The following is a 15,558-nucleotide window of genomic DNA, read 5'->3' on the forward strand; positions in this document are numbered from 1 at the left end:
GTGCATGCTAGCATCGACGGCTGTCCCGTCGCGCCGAGGTGGTCTCGGTGGCGCGAATAACGCTCATGTTCGCGGCGAATAAGTCCGACCACTCGGGCCGGTGCGCCGATTCCCCTTGTCCATGGCTTTGATGCCCTCCGATTTCATGAACCTCACCATCGCCACCCGTGAAAGCCGCCTTGCGCTTTGGCAGGCTGAACATGTGCAAGCCCTGCTACGTGCACAGGGTCACGCGGTGACGCTGCTGGGCATGACCACCCAGGGCGACCAGATCCTGGACCGCGCGCTGAGCAAGGTGGGCGGCAAGGGACTCTTCGTGAAGGAACTGGAAGTCGCGCTGGATGAAGGCCGTGCCGACCTGGCCGTGCATTCCCTGAAGGACGTGCCCATGGAATTGCCCACCGGTTTCGTGCTGGCCTCGGTGCTGGAGCGCGAGGACGAGCGTGATGCCTGGGTTTCGCCGCACTGCGCCGGCCTGGCCGATCTGCCGCGCGGCGCGGTCGTGGGCACCTCCAGCCTGCGGCGCGTGGTGCTGCTACGCGAGGCCTTGCGGACCCTGGGCCGGGACGACGTGCGCATTGAACCCTTGCGCGGCAATCTGGACACACGCCTGCGCAAGCTGGACGAAGGGCAGTACCACGCCATCGTGCTGGCCGCGGCGGGGCTCAAGCGCCTGGGCCTGGCGGCCCGCATCCGCAAGGTGTTCGAACCCGAGGACATGCTGCCCGCCGCAGGGCAGGGCGCGCTGGGCATCGAGATCAAGCAAGGGGCGACGACGCAGGCCTCCGAGCTGGCGCTGGCCCTGGCCGCGCTGGCCCATGGGCCAACTTGGCTGCGCGTGGCCGCCGAGCGTGCCGTCAGCCGCGCCATGGGCGGCAGTTGCTCCATGCCGTTGGCCGCGTACGCTGCCTTCGTGAAATCCGCCGCGCAGGGGTCCGCTTCGAGTTCCTCCGTGCTCCAAGGCGGTTCCTTGCGCCTGCGCGCGGCCTGGGGTGACGTCAACGGGCGCCTGCCCCTGGTTCGGGTGGAGGACGAGGCCGACGTGTCCAGTCCGGACGAGGCTGACGCCCTGGGCCAGCGCGTTGCGCGCCATCTGCAGGACGCCGTGCGCCAGGCTGGCGGAACCTTCCAGGCCTGAGTACGCGTCGTCGCGAGCCGCTCCATGCACGTCATCGTCACCCGCCCCGCGCGCGAGGCCCAGGACTGGGTGTTCAGCTTGCGGCAAGCGGGCTGGCCGGCCGAGGCCTTGCCTCTGATCGAAATCGCGCCGGCACCTGATTTGGATGCCGTGCGCCGCGCTTGGGCACAACTGCACGCACGTCCCCGGCATTGGCTGGCCGTGATGTTCGTCAGTGCGAATGCGGTGGAGGGGTTCTGGGCCATGCGCCCGACCTTCGGTCCACCGCTGGCGGCTATGCCCATCCAGGCCTGGGCCACCGGACCTGGCACGGCCCGCGCCTTGGCGGCGGTTGGCTGGCCCGCGGCGGGCATCGTCGCGCCAGCCCAGGATGCCCCGCAGTTCGATTCCGAGGCCTTGTGGGCGCGGGTGGCCGGGCAGGTGGTGCCAGGCTCGCGTGTGCTCGTCGTGCGCGGCGCGGATGGACCGGACCTCAGGGACTCAGAATTGCCCGTGCCGGTGCGGACCAGCACGCAGCTTGCCAGCGTTGGTGCGGGGCGGGACTGGTTCGCGCGTCAGGTCCGGGAGGCGGGTGGACAGGTGGACTTCCTGGCGAGTTACCAGCGTTGCTCGCCCCGATGGGGGCCACGAGACCTTGAACTGGCCAGTGCACGCATGGCCACGCAGGGCGGTTCGGTCTGGTTGTTCAGCAGCAGCGAGGCCGTGCGCAATCTGCGCAGCCTCCTGCCTGACCAGGACTGGGGCGCGGCGCGCGCGATCGTGACGCACGAGCGCATTGCGCGGGCAGCGCGTGACGCCGGTTTTGGCGCTGTCGCCATCTCCCGGCCGGCTCTGGCCGACGTGCAAAACGCTTTGACGGCTTTCGTGGGCCAAGAGCCTCGATAGAATCGTCGCGATGAGCACGTCGCCCCATCCCACCGGCCCCGAGTCCCCGTCCAGCACCCCTCCGGATGCCAGCCACCCGGAGGTGGCCGTGGTTCCCCCTGCTTTCACCGCCACGCGGCCTGCGCGTTGGCCTGTGTGGGCGCTGGGAGGCCTGGCTGTCGTGGCCCTCGTGCTGGTGCTACTACTGGGCGTGCGTCAGTACATCACCGGGGAACAGTTTGCGCGCCAGGCTTCTGACGCTCTGACGGCGGCCACGGAAGCACGCGCGCTGGCGCAGCAAGGCCATGCCCGCGAGCAAGATTTGACCGCGCGCCAAGCGGTGCTCGATGCGCGCCTGAGTGACACGGCGCTGCAGCGCAGCCAGCTGGAATCCTTGATGCAGAGTCTTTCGCGTTCACGCGACGAATACCTGCTGGCGGATGTCGAGTCGACCTTGCGTCTGGCTCAGGAGCACACGCAGATGAGCGGCAGCGCCCAGCCCATGATCGCCGCCTTGCGCTCCTTGCAGCGGCGCTTGCAGTCCGCTTCGCCTCATTTCGCCGTGGTGCAACGCGCCGTCGCGCAGGATCTGGCGCGCATCGAGTCCTCGTCCTACCTCGATACCCCTGCCTTGCTGGCCAAGCTGAATGAGCTGCTGCGTCTGGCGCCCGAACTGCCGTTTGCCAATGCCTACGTGCACGGGGGGGCCCGCGCGGGCACCACGCCCTTGGCGTCGTCGACACCGACCTCGCCCTCGGCGTCCCCGCAGGGCATGCCGGCCGAGCAGGCCGCCCATGCGAGCTGGGGCGAGAAATTGCAAGCCTGGTGGCAACGGCAATGGGCTTATGCCTGGCAGACCCTCGGCGGTCTCGTGCGCGTGAGTCGCATCGATGGGCCAGACGCCGCGTTGCTGGCGCCCGATCAGGCCTTTTTCCTGCGTGAGAACCTCCAGTTGCTGCTGCTCAACGCGCGCCAGGCCCTGCTGGCCCGCCAGCCCGAGGCCGCCCGCACTGACCTGTTGCGGGTGGAGTCACTGCTGAAGAAGTATTTCAGTCCGGACGCCCAGACCACGCGCCAGGCCTTGGAGCTGCTGCGCAGTGCTCAGCTTCAGGTGCAGAACGTGAACCTGCCGCGCCCGGACGCGACGCTGGCGGCCCTGACCGCCGTCATGCCATGAGGCGGCCGTGTGATGGCAGCGGTCGGCAGGTGAAGAAAAAGGGAGCGTGATGCGCAGTCTGGTCTGGTTACTGTTTCTGTTCGCGCTGGCCGTGGGCGCGGCGCTGTTCCTGGCGGACAACACCGGCCTGGTCACCGTGTTCTGGCCACCGCATCGCCTCGACGTCTCGGCCAACTTCGCGGCCTTGGCCCTGCTCGTGGCCTTTCTGGTGCTGCATGCACTGTTGCGTGGTCTGGCCATCTTGATGGGCATGCCTGCGCAGGCCCGACGCTGGCGCCGCAGGCACCAGGAGCGCGCGCAGCAGCAAGGTCTGCTGGACGCCATGGCGCATTGGACTGCCGGGCGCTATCTGCGCGGCCGCAAGGCGGCCGAAACCGTGATCGAGCAGACGCAATCCCTGATGCGCAACGAGCAGGCCTTGCCGCAGAGCATCCGCATCGTGGCGCTGGCCCATCTACTGGCCGCCGAATGCGCACACGCCCTGCAGGACCGCGTCCGGCGGGACGAACATGCCCAGGCAGCACTGGACGCCGTGGCCGGCGAGCTGGCGGGCGCCGGCGACAGCGTCAGCCGGGGCGCCGTGCGCATGCGTGACGCGCAGGAAGTGCGCGAAGGCGTGCAATTGCGCATGGCGCGTTGGGCCTACGAGGATCGCGACGCTCAGGCCGCCCTGCGACGCATGGACGAGTTGCCGCAGGGCGTGGCGCGTCGTCTGGCCGCCCTGCGCCTGCGCCTGCGCGTCACCCGGCTGGCGGGCAAGCCGCTGGCCGCGCTGGAAACCGTGCGGCTGCTGAGCAAGCACCGCGCTTTTTCCGACGCCGCGACCCAGGTTATCGTGCGGGGCCTGGTCACCGAAGTGTTGCGTGACGCCCACGATCAGGCGCAGTTGCTCCAGGCCTGGGAGGCCCTGGAACCGACCGAACGCGCTTTACCCGAGGCGGCGCTGCAAGCCGGGGAGCGCATGCTCGCGCTCAGCGACAAGAGCGGCGACAAGATCGGCAATGACTTTGCACAGGTGTTGCGCTGGCTGGAACCGGTCTGGGAACAGCTGGTGCGCGCCGCTTTGCCGGTTTCGGCCACGGCGTCGATGTCGGCGGCGTCGGTCGTGCATGGCGCAGCGTCCGCGTCCGCGCTGCGTCTGCGGCTGGTGTTGCTGCTGGAGCGGGGCTTCGAACGCCTGCCACCGGATGCCGCCTGGCTGGGGCGGATCGAGACTGCGCAGATGGCCAGCCCGGGTGACCCGCTGCTGCAATACCTGGCGGGCGTGACCTGCATGCACCTGCGCTTGTGGGGCAAGGCCCAGCAGCTGCTGAAGCAGTCGCTCACCCAGCTGAAGGACGAGGGCCTGCGCCGTCGCGCCTGGTCCAGCCTGGCACGGCTGGCCGAGCAGCGCGAGGACACGCAAGCCGCGCTGGAAGCCTGGCGGCGTGCCGCCCTGGGTTAAGCCCCAAGCCGTAATCGGCCCCAATCCGGGGCCTCAGGCTTGTCGACCGGATGGCGACGGCAGGGGTTTGCATACCCGTGACAGTAGGCCGGCTCCCGGCTAATATGGCCGACACCATGCCGACTTTGATCGACCACCTCATCAAGCTGACAGATCACCGCGACCGTGAGCCGCTGGACCTGACCCTGGCCAAGGCCATGCTCGACCTGACCGTCGTCCAGCGGGTGGTGATCGCCCGTCTGATGGTGGATGACGAGCAAAAACGCTGGCTGGACAAAGTGACCCTGGACGCTGGCGGTGGCGGCAAGGTGGTGGATCCCTTGCGTGTCAACCCGAAGCGCCTGCCGCGCCTGGACGACGAGCCCGATCGGGTTCGCTGCCTGAGCGAGAACGCGGAGGTCGAGGTGGCCTGGGCAGGTCAGGATGGCCCGCGCATCTATTTCTACCCCTTGCTCGACGAAGTGCGTGACGACGAGCGAGGCGTGCTGGAAGTCCATGCCGCCAGCACCTTGGACGACGCAGCGCGGCAGGTCATCGCCCAGCTGCATCATGTCTACCGCAACATGCATGTGCTGCTGGCCTACAGCGACCACGATCCCCTGACGGGCCTGCTGAATCGCAAGTCACTGGACGATACCTTCTACAGCGCCGTCCTCGAGGAATTGACCAGCATCCCGCCTGGAGCGCCGGATTCGGCACCGTCCCCCGCGGCGCAGGAGGGCAAGTCGGCCGAACCCGAACGCCGTCACCGCGTCCCTCCCAACTATTGGCTGGCCACCATCGCGGTGGATCATTTTCAGCTCCTCAACGACAAGCACGGTCATTTGCTCATGGAGGAGAACACGCTGCTGATCACGCGCATCATGAACAACACGTTCCGCACCCATGATCGGCTCTACCGTCTGGGCGGTGACCGTTTCGCGGCGCTGTTTCACTGTCCCGAGGAGGCTGCGGCGCTGAACCTGCTGGAGCGTCTGCGCGACAGCATTGAGCGCTTCAATTTTCCGCAACTCAGCCGTGCCACCGTCAGCATTGGATTCACCCGCATCCAGGAGGACGACACGCCGGACGCGGCGCTGGAGCGGTCTGAGCAGGCCATCGACTACGTGCAACGGAATGGCCATAACCAGGTGTGCAGCCATGCCGCGCTCCTGCGTCGAGGGTTCTTCGGTCTCGTGCAGCGTTCGGGCTCGGTGGATGTATTCCAGTGAGGTCCGCGCCCGGTGGCGCGATGGCCGGGACGGATCCGAAAAAAAACCGCCATGGTCCATGGCGGTTTTTTCATGATGGACCGGGCGCCTCTGTGAGGCGCCGGTCCGTCTGGGGCTGACTTACTGCTGTTCGAAGGGCAGTTTCAGCGCGCTCAGGTCCTTGCGCGTTTCCACCAGGACCAGTGGACCTTCATCGAGTACCACGGGTGCGGGCCGTTCGCGCGGCACATGCACGGGCTGAGGTTCGGCGGCGATGGCCGCTTGCACGGTTGCCACCTTCTCGGCGTCGGAGTTCACCCACAGCAGACCGGCTGCCGAGGCCACCTCGTTCAAGGTGCTCAGGGGCAGCTTGTAGGACTGCACGCGCGGCAGTTTCTGGCCACCCGTGTTCGCGGATGTGGAGGCGGTTGGGGTTTGGGTTTCCGAGCTCACCCCGGGCGTGGCCGCTTCCTTGGCGGGCGCCATCGCCTGGGCCTGGCCATCGGTGTCGGCAGCTTCCGGCTCGCCCTGCGATTCGCCACCGCGGCCCTGGCCACCGTTGCGCTCGCCGCGCTCACGCCGATCGCGGCCGTAACGGTCGCGGGAGCGTCGTTCCCGCGTGTTCTGTCCCGATCCCGCTTGGCCGGCTTCGTCCAAACCCGGGGCGACAAGCCCTGTGTTTTCCGCCGTCAAGTCCATGGCCTGGCCTGCTTCCAGCACTTCCTGCGGCGCACGCTGTTCCTGCTCACCGCGACGGGGACGCTCCTGCCGTTCGCGACGTGGCTGTTCACCACCTTCGGGGCGTTCCTGCCGTTCGCGACGCGGTTGCTCACCGCCTTCGGGACGCTCCGTGCGTTCCTGGCGCTCAGCACGTTCACGTTCGGGCCGCTCCGCGCGCTCAGGACGTTCCGCGCGTTCGCCGCGGCCGCTGCGGGGCTGTTCGCCCCGGCCGTCCTGACGACCACCGCGTGCCTCGCCGCCGCGCGGCGCGCGTTCCTGGCGTTGCTCATTGCCGCCGCCACTGCGTGCCTCGTTGCGGGCCTGGCCATCGCCGCGTTCGGTACGCTCGCCGCGCGCCTGCTGCTCCTGGCGGCCCCGGCCGCCGTTGGTGTTGCTACCGCCGCGCTGGCGACCCTCACCCCGCGTATCTTCGCGCCGGCCTTGGCTGTCTTCGCGGCGACCGCCTCGTCCGCCGTCACGTCCGCCCTCGCGGCGTGCATCTTTCTTGTCGCCGTGTGCACGGCCGGCCGCGGGTTTCGTTTCCGCACCACCGAACAGGCGCTTGATCCAACCGAAGAAGCCGCTTTCGGTGTCGCCGCCGGCTGTCTTGGCGGTCTTGTGCGCGGCCTGCTTGGCCACCGGGGCCGCGGACTTGGGCGCCGCAGCCGGGGTAGGCAGGGGCGCGGGCGGCGCGTCCGGCAGGAAGCCCTTGAGCACGGGCGTCTGCTTGTTGGTGGGCTCTTGCGAGCGGCGCGTGATGGCCGTGGGATCCTCGATCTCCTCGGCCATGGCGTAGCTGGCCTCGACGCGGTCCAGGCGTGGATCGTCGTGCTTCAGGCGCTCCAGCTTGTAGTTGGGCGTCTCCAGCGACTTGTTGGGCACCATCAGCACGTTGAGGCGCTGCTTGAGCTCGATCTTGGTGATCTCGTTGCGCTTCTCATTGAGCAGGAAGGACGCCACGTCCACGGGCACTTGCACATGCACGGCAGCCGTGTTGTCCTTCTGCGATTCTTCCTGGATGATGCGCAGGATCTGCAGCGCGCTCGACTCGGTGTCGCGAATGTGGCCAGAGCCGCCGCAGCGCGGGCAGGGAATGGAGGCACCTTCGGACAGCGCCGGGCGCAGGCGCTGGCGGCTCATTTCCATCAGGCCGAACTTGGAGATGGTGCCGAACTGCACGCGGGCGCGGTCCTGGCGCAAGGCGTCGCGCAGGCGGTTCTCGACCTCGCGGCGATTGCGACTTTCCTCCATGTCGATGAAGTCGATGACGATCAGGCCACCCAGGTCGCGCAGGCGCATCTGGCGCGCCACTTCATCGGCGGCTTCCAGGTTGGTGCGGGTCGCGGTTTCCTCGATGTCGCCGCCCTTGATGGCGCGCGCGGAGTTCACGTCCACCGACACCAAGGCTTCGGTGTGGTCGATCACGATGGCGCCGCCGGACGGCAGGGTCACGGTGCGGGCGTAGGCCGACTCGATCTGGTGCTCGATCTGGAAGCGGCTGAACAGCGGTGCGTTGTCGCGATAGCGCTTCACGCGTGCCGCGTGCTCGGGCATGACGTGCGCCATGAACTGCTGAGCCTGTTCGTACACGTCGTCTGTGTCGATCAGGATGTCGCCGATGTCGCTGTTGAAATAGTCGCGGATGGCGCGGATGACCAGAGAGCTTTCCTGGTAAATCAGGAAAGCACCCTTGCTGGCCTTGGAGGCGGCGTCAATGGCTTCCCAGAGCTTGAGCAGGTAGTTCAGGTCCCACTGCAGTTCCGGCGCGCTGCGACCGATGCCGGCCGTGCGCGCGATGATGGACATGCCGTTAGGGTATTCAAGCTGGTCCAGCGCCTCCTTCAGTTCGGCGCGGTCATCGCCCTCGATGCGCCGGCTCACGCCGCCGCCGCGCGGATTGTTGGGCATGAGCACCACGTAACGGCCTGCCAGGGAGACGAAGGAGGTCAGGGCCGCGCCCTTGTTGCCGCGCTCTTCCTTCTCGACCTGGACCAGCAGTTCCTGGCCTTCCTTGATCACGTCCTGGATCTTGGCCTGGCTGGGCGAGACGCCCGCGGCGAAGTACTGGCGGGAGATTTCCTTGAAGGGGAGGAAGCCGTGGCGGTCTTCACCGTAATCGACGAAGCAGGCTTCAAGCGAAGGCTCGACGCGGGTGACGACGGCCTTGTAGATGTTGCCCTTGCGCTGCTCGCGCCCTTCGATTTCGATTTCGTAGTCGAGGAGTTTCTGTCCGTCGACGATGGCCAAGCGGCGCTCTTCGGCCTGCGTGGCGTTGATCAGCATCCGTTTCATGGGATGGTTCCTTTGCATCACAGTTCAGCACACCCGCGCGAAGCGGGAACCGCGCATGCGCGCCCAAGGCGGCCTGCGCAACGGGTGGTGATGCCGGGACTGACGCGAGGAAACGGGGAACTGCCGGAGAGCCGCTGACTCAGGTTGAGAGTCGCGGCGCAGGCGCGTGGATGAAGGCGAGGGATGCCGTGGACACGGCGGTTTGTGTGGCCGCCGCCGATCCGACCAGGGTGGCCAGGACGCGCGGGTCACGCTCTGTCGCGGCCACGCATGGCGGCTGCACAAGCGCGCGCAGCGCGTACGCGACGCGCTGCAGGGGCGGCAGGAGCAGACTCAACAACACAAACATTTCGCTTTGATCCGCCCGCCTGCCCTGATGAATGGCTGTTTCACGATCAGGGCGGACGGGCTGGGGTATTCCGTTCAGGGTTTCCTAACGCAGGTCTTGGCCTCTGCGGGTGGGGGCCACGGTGAACTCAGGTTCACGCGTTTGCCCTCGTGGCGGAGGTGGCATCGACCAGCTGGCGCGGCCCGGACTGTCGGTCGAGAAATGCGTGAAGGATAAAATTCAGGCAAATCAACCACTTACGGCGCGGCGCCAGTGAAACACATTATAGAGGGCAAATCGGCGGGCGTCAGCCTTTCCGCGCAGGCGGCGCGGATTGTGATGGTGGACGAAGAATCGGCCGGGCAGCGCCTGGACAACTTCCTCCTGCGCCATCTCAAGGGCGTGCCCAAGACCCATGTCTACCGCATCATCCGCAGCGGTGAGGTGCGGGTGAACAAGGGGCGCGCCAGCGCGGAGACACGTGTGCAGCCTGGCGACGCGGTGCGCCTGCCGCCGCTGCGCTTGTCCGAGCGGGCGGCGGACAAGGCCGAGGCCATGGCGCAGGGTTCCGGAGCGCCCCCCGGGAGTTTCCCGTGCTGCTGGAGGACGAGGCCGTGCTGGCCGTGGACAAGCCCGCGGGCGTTGCCGTGCATGGGGGCTCCGGGGTCAGTTTCGGCGTGATCGAGCAGTTGCGCATGGCACGGAGCTATGGCCAGACCGGTGGCGCCAAATTCCTGGAGCTGGTGCACCGGCTCGACCGCGAAACCAGCGGCATCCTCTTGCTGGCCAAGAAACGTAGCGCGCTCAAGGCCTTGCAGGACCAGTTCCGCGAACGGGAGACCGGCAAGACCTACCTGGCCCTGGTCACGGGCAGTTGGCCGGTGAACAAGAAGGTGCTGGACAAGCCACTGCACAAATACCTGCTGGAAGACGGCGAACGCCGTGTCCGGGTCGTGGCCAAGGACGACCCGGATGGAATGCACGCCGTGACCCTGGTGAAGGTAAGACTGCGCTCGGACACCTACAGCCTGCTCGAGGTGACCATCAAGACCGGCCGTACGCACCAGATCCGCGTGCACCTCGCTTCCGAGGGGCATCCAATCGCGGGTGACGACAAATACGGCGATTTCGAGCTGAATCGGACCCTGCAGAAAGGGGCATCGTCGCTCAAGCGCATGTTTCTCCATGCCTGGCGGCTACAGTTCACCCATCCGGTCGGCGGGGAGCGCATTGAGTTGATGTCCGAGCTGCCGCCCGACCTCACGCCTTTTCTGCATCACGTACTACCGCCTCCCCATGAGTGACCGTCCCCGCCGCTATGACCTGATTGCCTTTGACTGGGACGGCACGCTGTTCGATTCGACCGCCATCATCACGCACAGCATCCAAGAGGCGGTACGCGACGTGGGGGGCACCGTGCCATCGGATACCCAGGCTTCCTATGTGATCGGCATGGCGCTCAGCCAGGCGCTGGCCCATGCCGCGCCCGACGTGCCTCCTGAAAAGCACCCGGAGCTCGCCGCGCGTTACCGCCACCACTACCTGGCGCACGAGAACGACGTCAGCTTGTTCGATGGCGTGCTGGACATGTTGGCCGCGCTCAAAGACCGTGGCTACAAGCTGACGGTGGCGACCGGCAAGAACCGGGTCGGACTGGACCGCGTGCTGCAGGTCGCGCGGCTGCAAAGCCTCTTTGATGGCACCCGCACGGCCGACGAGACGGCGGGCAAGCCGCACCCGCGCATGCTGCTGGAGCTGATGCTGCAATTCGGTGTACCGTCCGAGCGCACCCTGATGATCGGTGACACCACGCATGACCTGCAGATGGCGCTCAACGCCGGCTGCGACAGCGTGGGCGTGAGCTACGGGGCGCACGAGCCGGGAACCTTTCACGTCCTGAAGCCGAGAGCGATCGCGCACAGCACACGCGAACTGCATGCCTGGCTGGACGACAATGCCTGATAGTCATCGTTCCATCTGCCTTATCCAACCGTCTTCAACACCATGAACGAATCCTCCCGCGACGAGCCCGGTTTCGACGAAATCGGCCCCAGCGCCCCTGCATCCAACGCCTCAACCGCACCCGCGGCCGGCGATCCGGGCGCTGCGGCGCCGGGGCCGGCCACCCCCGCCGCAAGGTCGGCCAAGACCACGGTGGCGTCCGCCACCACCGAAGCTGGCTGGGAACGTGCCGTGCTGGAAAAATTGGCCTTCGCGTCCTTGAACGAGCAGCGCGCCGCGCGGCGCTGGAGGATCGCCAATCGCATGATCTTTCTGTTGCTCTTCCTGATCGTGCTCTGGCTCTTGTTCCGTCCCAGCCATCCCGGCACGGCCACGCCCCAGCGGCACACGGCCGTGGTCAGCATCCGGGGCGAGATTTCGTCTGACAGCGAAGCCGGTTCCGATCTGGTGTTGGCCGCCGCGCGCGAGGCCTTCGAGAACAGCGGTGCCCAGGCCGTGGTGCTGCTGATCGACTCACCTGGCGGCAGCCCCGTGCAGGCGGGCATCATCAATGATGAAATCAATCGCCTGAAGACCCTGCACAAGAAGCCGGTCTACGCGGTGGTCGAAGAATCCTGTGCCTCCGCCGCCTATTACATCGCGGTGTCGGCTGATCGCATCTTCGTGGACAAGGCCAGCATCGTCGGCAGCATCGGCGTGCTCATGGATGGCTTTGGCTTCACGGGGTTGATGGACAAGCTCGGCGTCGAACGTCGCCTGATGACCGCGGGCGAAAACAAGGGCTTCCTCGATCCCTTCAGCCCCCAGACCGCGCCGCAGCGTGCCTATGCCCAGGCCATGCTGAATCAGATCCACCAGCAGTTCATCGGCGTGGTCAAGGCGGGTCGAGGCAAGCGTCTGCAGGAAACGCCGGAGACTTTCAGCGGCCTGTTCTGGACGGGTGAGCAGGCCGTGCAGATGGGCCTGGCCGACCAGCTTGGCAGCCTGGGTTACGTGGCACGCGAGGTGGTGCAAGCCGAGGAACTGGTGGACTACACCCGCACGCCCAATGTGGCTGAGCGCCTGGCCAAGCGTTTTGGCGCTGCGCTGGGCGAAGGCGCGGTGCGGGCCCTGCAGTTGCAGCCGGTGTTGCGCTGAACAGGTGTTTTAGGAGGCGCGCCTTCAGAAATTGAAGATTGCGCTGAACGTGGTCACCGTCACGTCGTCGTTCTGCTGACCTCGGGCGTAGGGTCGGCTGTCGCGGCCCAGACGCAATGAGAAGGTCCGGTCGGTGGCGTATTGCACGCCCAGGCCGTAGTTGAGACCGAAATCATCCACCGTGGCCGAGCCATTCGTGCCTTTGTAAATGGCGCTGGTCTGGCTCAGACCGAGTTTGCCGTAGATCGCCCAGCTGTCACGGCTGCCGAGGCCGAGCGGCAGGATGAACAGGCCCGCCGCGCCGATGCTGCTCAGGCTGAAGTCATCGCCGGGCGAGTCGAAGTCACTCGTGGACAGATAGGACAGTTCTGCCGCGAAATTGCGATTGAACTGGATGCCGGTCAGCAGCTGCAGAGCCGGGGCGGTGTCACTGTGGTTGCCCATTTCCGCGTTCGCCAAGCCGCCGCCCAGACCCAGATAGGGTCGGACACTCTGGGCCTGCGCCGTGGTGATGCCCCCCAGGCCCAGCAGTAAGGCGAACACGACCGTGGCGAGGACGGCGTGGCGTGGGGCGGGGTGGCGTGGGGTGGGGTGGAGGCATGAGCGTTGGGGGGTGTGCATCAGCTCAGTCTATCGGCCACCTTGTGCCACAAGAAGGGATGTTTGCAGCTTGTAGTGATTGTTACAGTCTGCCTGGGCGGCGTTGTCGCTGACCCAGCGTTCGAGCGCCAACGCTGACATGGGCGGCGCGAACAGATAACCCTGCAGTGTCGTGCAGCCGCTGTCGACCAGAAAACGGCGCTGCGCCTCAGTTTCCACCCCTTCCGCGATCACCTGCTGCCCGAGGTTATGCCCGATCTTGAGCACTGCGTCGGCGAGCGCGCGCGTCCTTGGGTTGTCCTCGATGTCGAGCACGAAGCTGCGGTCCAGCTTGAGTTCCTGGATGGGCAACCGGTGCAATAGGCCGAGGCTGGAGTAACCGGTGCCGAAATCGTCCAGGGACAGCGCGATGCCGTGTTCACCCATGGCGCGCGCCGTGGCCAGCACCACGGGATCCGGCGCGAGCATCACGGTCTCTGACACTTCCGCCACCAAGTCCCTGGCCTGGAGACCATGTCGGTGCAGGGTGCGAAGCAACAGCGCGGGCAAATCCGTGTCGTGAAAACTGCTGGCTGACAGATTCACGGCCACGCGTTGAATCGCCATGCCTTGCGCACGCCAGCGGGCTAGTTGCTGGCAGGCTTCGTTCAGTACCCAGTCCGTCAGCTCGCGCATCAAGCCACATTCCTCGGCCAGGGAAATGACGCGGGTGGGTTCGACCGCGCCTTGTCGGGGGTGGGTCCAGCGCAGCAGGGCTTCGACACCGTGCAAGGCGCGCGGATCGCGGCTGTCTACCTGAGGTTGGTAGTGCAGCTCGAGTGCCTCGTCGTGCAAGGCCTGGCGCAGATCGTGCGCAAGTAGGGCGCGCTCCTGTGTACGCAGGTTCATGCTGGCGTTGTAGAAGTGCAGGCCATTGCCGCCGGATGCCTTGGCCTGGTACATCGCCAGGTCCGCGTTGCGCATCAATGTCCTGGTGTCGCCTCCGTCCTCGGGGTACAGGGCTACGCCGATGCTGGCGCTTGGACGCAGCGTGCAGTCAGACAGGTCAACCGGCTCGCGGCAGGCAAGGAGCAGCCGCTCCATGCAGGCGCCTGCCTGGGTGGCGGTGCAATCCGGCAGCACGAGCACGAATTCGTCCCCACCCATGCGGGCGATCACGTCGCCCGGTCGCGCTGCGCCGCGCAACCGATGTGCCAATGTCCGCAACAGCGCGTCGCCGGCCAGATGACCATGCGTGTCGTTGACCTGCTTGAACCGGTCCAGATCCACGAAGGCCAGCGCCAGCGGGCTGTCTTCGCTGTGCGCGGCGTGCAGCAGGCGGGTGAGCTGGGCCAGCAGCATGCGACGGTTGGGCAGGCCGGTGAGGGTGTCGTAATAGGCCAATTGCCGGATGTGCTCGCGCTCGCGTTCCCGCTCCAGCAGCAAAGCGCCGAGGTGCAAGCCCACGTCCATCAGGCGGTGGTGCAGCGGATTGGGCGCGCCGGGCTCGCGGTAATGAAAGGTGAGGATGCCCAGCAGCGCGCCGTCGCTGGCCTGGATCGGACTGGTCCAGCAGGCGCGCAGGCCGTGCGCGAGATAGGCTTCGCGCACGGGCCAGCGCGGATCGGTCGCGATGTCGTCCGTCAGTACGGCGGCGCCTGTCGTTGCCGCGGTACCGCAGCAGCGGATCTCTGCGCCGACGGGGAAACCGTCGATCTGGGCGCAGACTTCGGGCAGGAGGCTGGGCGCGGCCAGGGTGTGCAGGCAGCCTTCCGCGTCCACCACAGCCAGGCAGACGGCGAGTTCGGGGGCAATACGCTCGGCCTGCTCGCACAGCATGCGCGCGATGTCAGCCGTCGCCGCATCGTGCGCCATGGCGTCAAGCACCTTGCTCTGCAGCAGTTCCGGCATCTTGGTGAGGGTGATGTCGACCAGCACCGTCACCATGTTCTCCAGTCGGCCCAGGGTGTCGTGCACCGGGTTCATGGTGATCGAGACCCAGAGGGGGCGTCCGCTTTTTCCGTAGAACAGGGCCTCGGCCCGCAGGCTCTGACCCATCAGTGTGGCCTGGCGGGTCGCTTCGATCACGGCCGGGTCGGTGTGGGGACCGTGCAGCAGGTCCTGGATGGGGCGGCCCAGCGCTTCCGAAGGCTCGTAACCCAGCCAATGCGTGAAGCCCGCGTTGATGTAGACAATGCGTTGATCCGCGCCGGTGATGGTGATGGCGCTGCCGCTGTGGTCCGCCACCTGAGACAGCAGCCGCATACGCTCCCGTTGGGCACGCTGCGCGGTCACGTCCTTGAGGAAGGCGGTGTACAGCACCTGTCCGTCCACCCGCACTCGCGAGATGGACATGGCGGCCCAGCGCAGTTGGCCGTCGCGCCGGTGGATCGGCACCTCGCGCGAGGTGCCCACGATGCGATCCACGCCGGTGTGGCGGTTGGCGTTGATGTAGGCGTCATGCCGGTCCCGCAACTCGCGGGGCACCAGCATGCTGACATTGCGGCCGAGTACCTGCTCGCGCGGCCAGCCCCAGAGCGCCTCGGCAGCGGCATTGATCAGAGTGACCCGGTTGTCCTGGTCGATGACCACGACGGCGTCCACCGCCTGCTCGAGGGTCTGTTCCAGGGTTTCCTTGTAGAGGCGTTCGCTGGGGGCGACGCCGTGGGTCTGGCCTGCATCCATGGGCATCGGTCCTCCTGGGGGTGCTGCCGCGCTGTGCGCGTG

11 protein-coding genes and 1 pseudogene are annotated in these 15,558 nt (G+C 66.9%); 8 read left to right on the forward strand and 4 right to left on the reverse strand.

Going from position 1 to position 15,558, the window contains the following annotated elements; all coding sequences use genetic code 11:
- Window positions 1-121 precede the first annotated feature (121 nt).
- From hemC to DW355_RS09245, 5 genes are all read left to right on the forward strand, one after another.
- Window positions 122-1,138: a hydroxymethylbilane synthase gene (hemC, locus tag DW355_RS09225; RefSeq protein ID WP_242671089.1), complete on the forward strand. Its 1,017-nt coding sequence runs from the start codon at window positions 122-124 to the stop codon at window positions 1,136-1,138.
- Between the two features lie 24 nt (window positions 1,139-1,162).
- Window positions 1,163-2,023 (forward strand): uroporphyrinogen-III synthase, encoded by an 861-nt coding sequence (locus tag DW355_RS09230; RefSeq protein ID WP_131279494.1) that lies wholly within the window; start codon window positions 1,163-1,165, stop codon window positions 2,021-2,023.
- A gap of 10 nt (window positions 2,024-2,033) precedes the next feature.
- On the forward strand, window positions 2,034-3,179 hold the full coding sequence (locus tag DW355_RS09235; protein ID WP_131279496.1) for a uroporphyrinogen-III C-methyltransferase: 1,146 nt from the start codon (window positions 2,034-2,036) through the stop codon (window positions 3,177-3,179).
- Between the two features lie 49 nt (window positions 3,180-3,228).
- Complete coding sequence (locus tag DW355_RS09240) at window positions 3,229-4,623, forward strand: heme biosynthesis protein HemY (RefSeq protein ID WP_131279498.1); 1,395 nt, start codon at window positions 3,229-3,231, stop codon at window positions 4,621-4,623.
- Window positions 4,624-4,739: 116 nt separating this feature from the next.
- Window positions 4,740-5,834 carry a GGDEF domain-containing protein gene (locus DW355_RS09245; protein WP_242671090.1) on the forward strand — a complete coding sequence of 365 codons (1,095 nt, stop codon included), beginning with the start codon at window positions 4,740-4,742 and terminating at the stop codon, window positions 5,832-5,834.
- Between the two features lie 120 nt (window positions 5,835-5,954).
- On the opposite strand, the gene DW355_RS09250 is transcribed toward DW355_RS09245, so the two are convergent.
- Both DW355_RS09250 and DW355_RS09255 read right to left on the reverse strand, forming a co-directional pair.
- Window positions 5,955-8,825 (reverse strand): Rne/Rng family ribonuclease, encoded by a 2,871-nt coding sequence (locus tag DW355_RS09250; protein ID WP_131279502.1) that lies wholly within the window; start codon window positions 8,823-8,825, stop codon window positions 5,955-5,957.
- 139 nt (window positions 8,826-8,964) lie between these two features.
- Window positions 8,965-9,162 (reverse strand): hypothetical protein, encoded by a 198-nt coding sequence (locus tag DW355_RS09255; RefSeq protein ID WP_165493163.1) that lies wholly within the window; start codon window positions 9,160-9,162, stop codon window positions 8,965-8,967.
- A gap of 264 nt (window positions 9,163-9,426) precedes the next feature.
- On the opposite strand from DW355_RS09255, the pseudogene DW355_RS09260 reads away from it, so the two are divergent.
- The 3 genes and pseudogenes from DW355_RS09260 (at window position 9,427) to DW355_RS09270 (ending at window position 12,252) form a co-directional block, all read left to right on the forward strand.
- Window positions 9,427-10,457, forward strand: a pseudogene (locus DW355_RS09260) (RluA family pseudouridine synthase).
- Window positions 10,450-11,115, forward strand: a complete 666-nt coding sequence (locus tag DW355_RS09265; RefSeq protein ID WP_131279506.1) for an HAD family hydrolase — start codon at window positions 10,450-10,452, stop codon at window positions 11,113-11,115. The pseudogene DW355_RS09260 and the gene DW355_RS09265 overlap by 8 nt, the downstream one beginning before the upstream one ends.
- A gap of 42 nt (window positions 11,116-11,157) precedes the next feature.
- Window positions 11,158-12,252 carry a S49 family peptidase gene (locus DW355_RS09270; protein WP_131279508.1) on the forward strand — a complete coding sequence of 365 codons (1,095 nt, stop codon included), beginning with the start codon at window positions 11,158-11,160 and terminating at the stop codon, window positions 12,250-12,252.
- Between the two features lie 24 nt (window positions 12,253-12,276).
- Here DW355_RS09270 and DW355_RS09275 read toward each other — a convergent pair whose 3' ends face one another.
- On the reverse strand, window positions 12,277-12,795 hold the full coding sequence (locus DW355_RS09275; protein ID WP_165493164.1) for a porin family protein: 519 nt from the start codon (window positions 12,793-12,795) through the stop codon (window positions 12,277-12,279).
- Window positions 12,796-12,882: 87 nt separating this feature from the next.
- Entirely contained in the window at window positions 12,883-15,522 is a 2,640-nt protein-coding gene (locus tag DW355_RS09280; protein WP_242671091.1) for an EAL domain-containing protein, read from the reverse strand.
- Window positions 15,523-15,558: the final 36 nt, after the last annotated feature.

The sequence above is a fragment of the Hylemonella gracilis genome, assembly GCF_004328645.1.
Taxonomy (GTDB): Bacteria; Pseudomonadota; Gammaproteobacteria; order Burkholderiales; family Burkholderiaceae_C; genus Hylemonella; species Hylemonella gracilis_B.

What these genes read in the sequence shown, in the direction of transcription:
- hemC (WP_242671089.1), top strand. Translation starts at nt 122, where the DNA reads ATGGCTTTGATGCCCTCCGATTTCATGAACCTCACCATCGCCACCCGT.
- DW355_RS09230 (WP_131279494.1), top strand. Translation starts at nt 1,163, where the DNA reads ATGCACGTCATCGTCACCCGCCCCGCGCGCGAGGCCCAGGACTGGGTG.
- DW355_RS09235 (WP_131279496.1), top strand. Translation starts at nt 2,034, where the DNA reads ATGAGCACGTCGCCCCATCCCACCGGCCCCGAGTCCCCGTCCAGCACC.
- DW355_RS09240 (WP_131279498.1), top strand. Translation starts at nt 3,229, where the DNA reads ATGCGCAGTCTGGTCTGGTTACTGTTTCTGTTCGCGCTGGCCGTGGGC.
- DW355_RS09245 (WP_242671090.1), top strand. Translation starts at nt 4,740, where the DNA reads ATGCCGACTTTGATCGACCACCTCATCAAGCTGACAGATCACCGCGAC.
- DW355_RS09250 (WP_131279502.1), bottom strand. Translation starts at nt 8,825, where the DNA reads ATGAAACGGATGCTGATCAACGCCACGCAGGCCGAAGAGCGCCGCTTG.
- DW355_RS09265 (WP_131279506.1), top strand. Translation starts at nt 10,450, where the DNA reads ATGAGTGACCGTCCCCGCCGCTATGACCTGATTGCCTTTGACTGGGAC.
- DW355_RS09270 (WP_131279508.1), top strand. Translation starts at nt 11,158, where the DNA reads ATGAACGAATCCTCCCGCGACGAGCCCGGTTTCGACGAAATCGGCCCC.
- DW355_RS09280 (WP_242671091.1), bottom strand. Translation starts at nt 15,522, where the DNA reads ATGCCCATGGATGCAGGCCAGACCCACGGCGTCGCCCCCAGCGAACGC.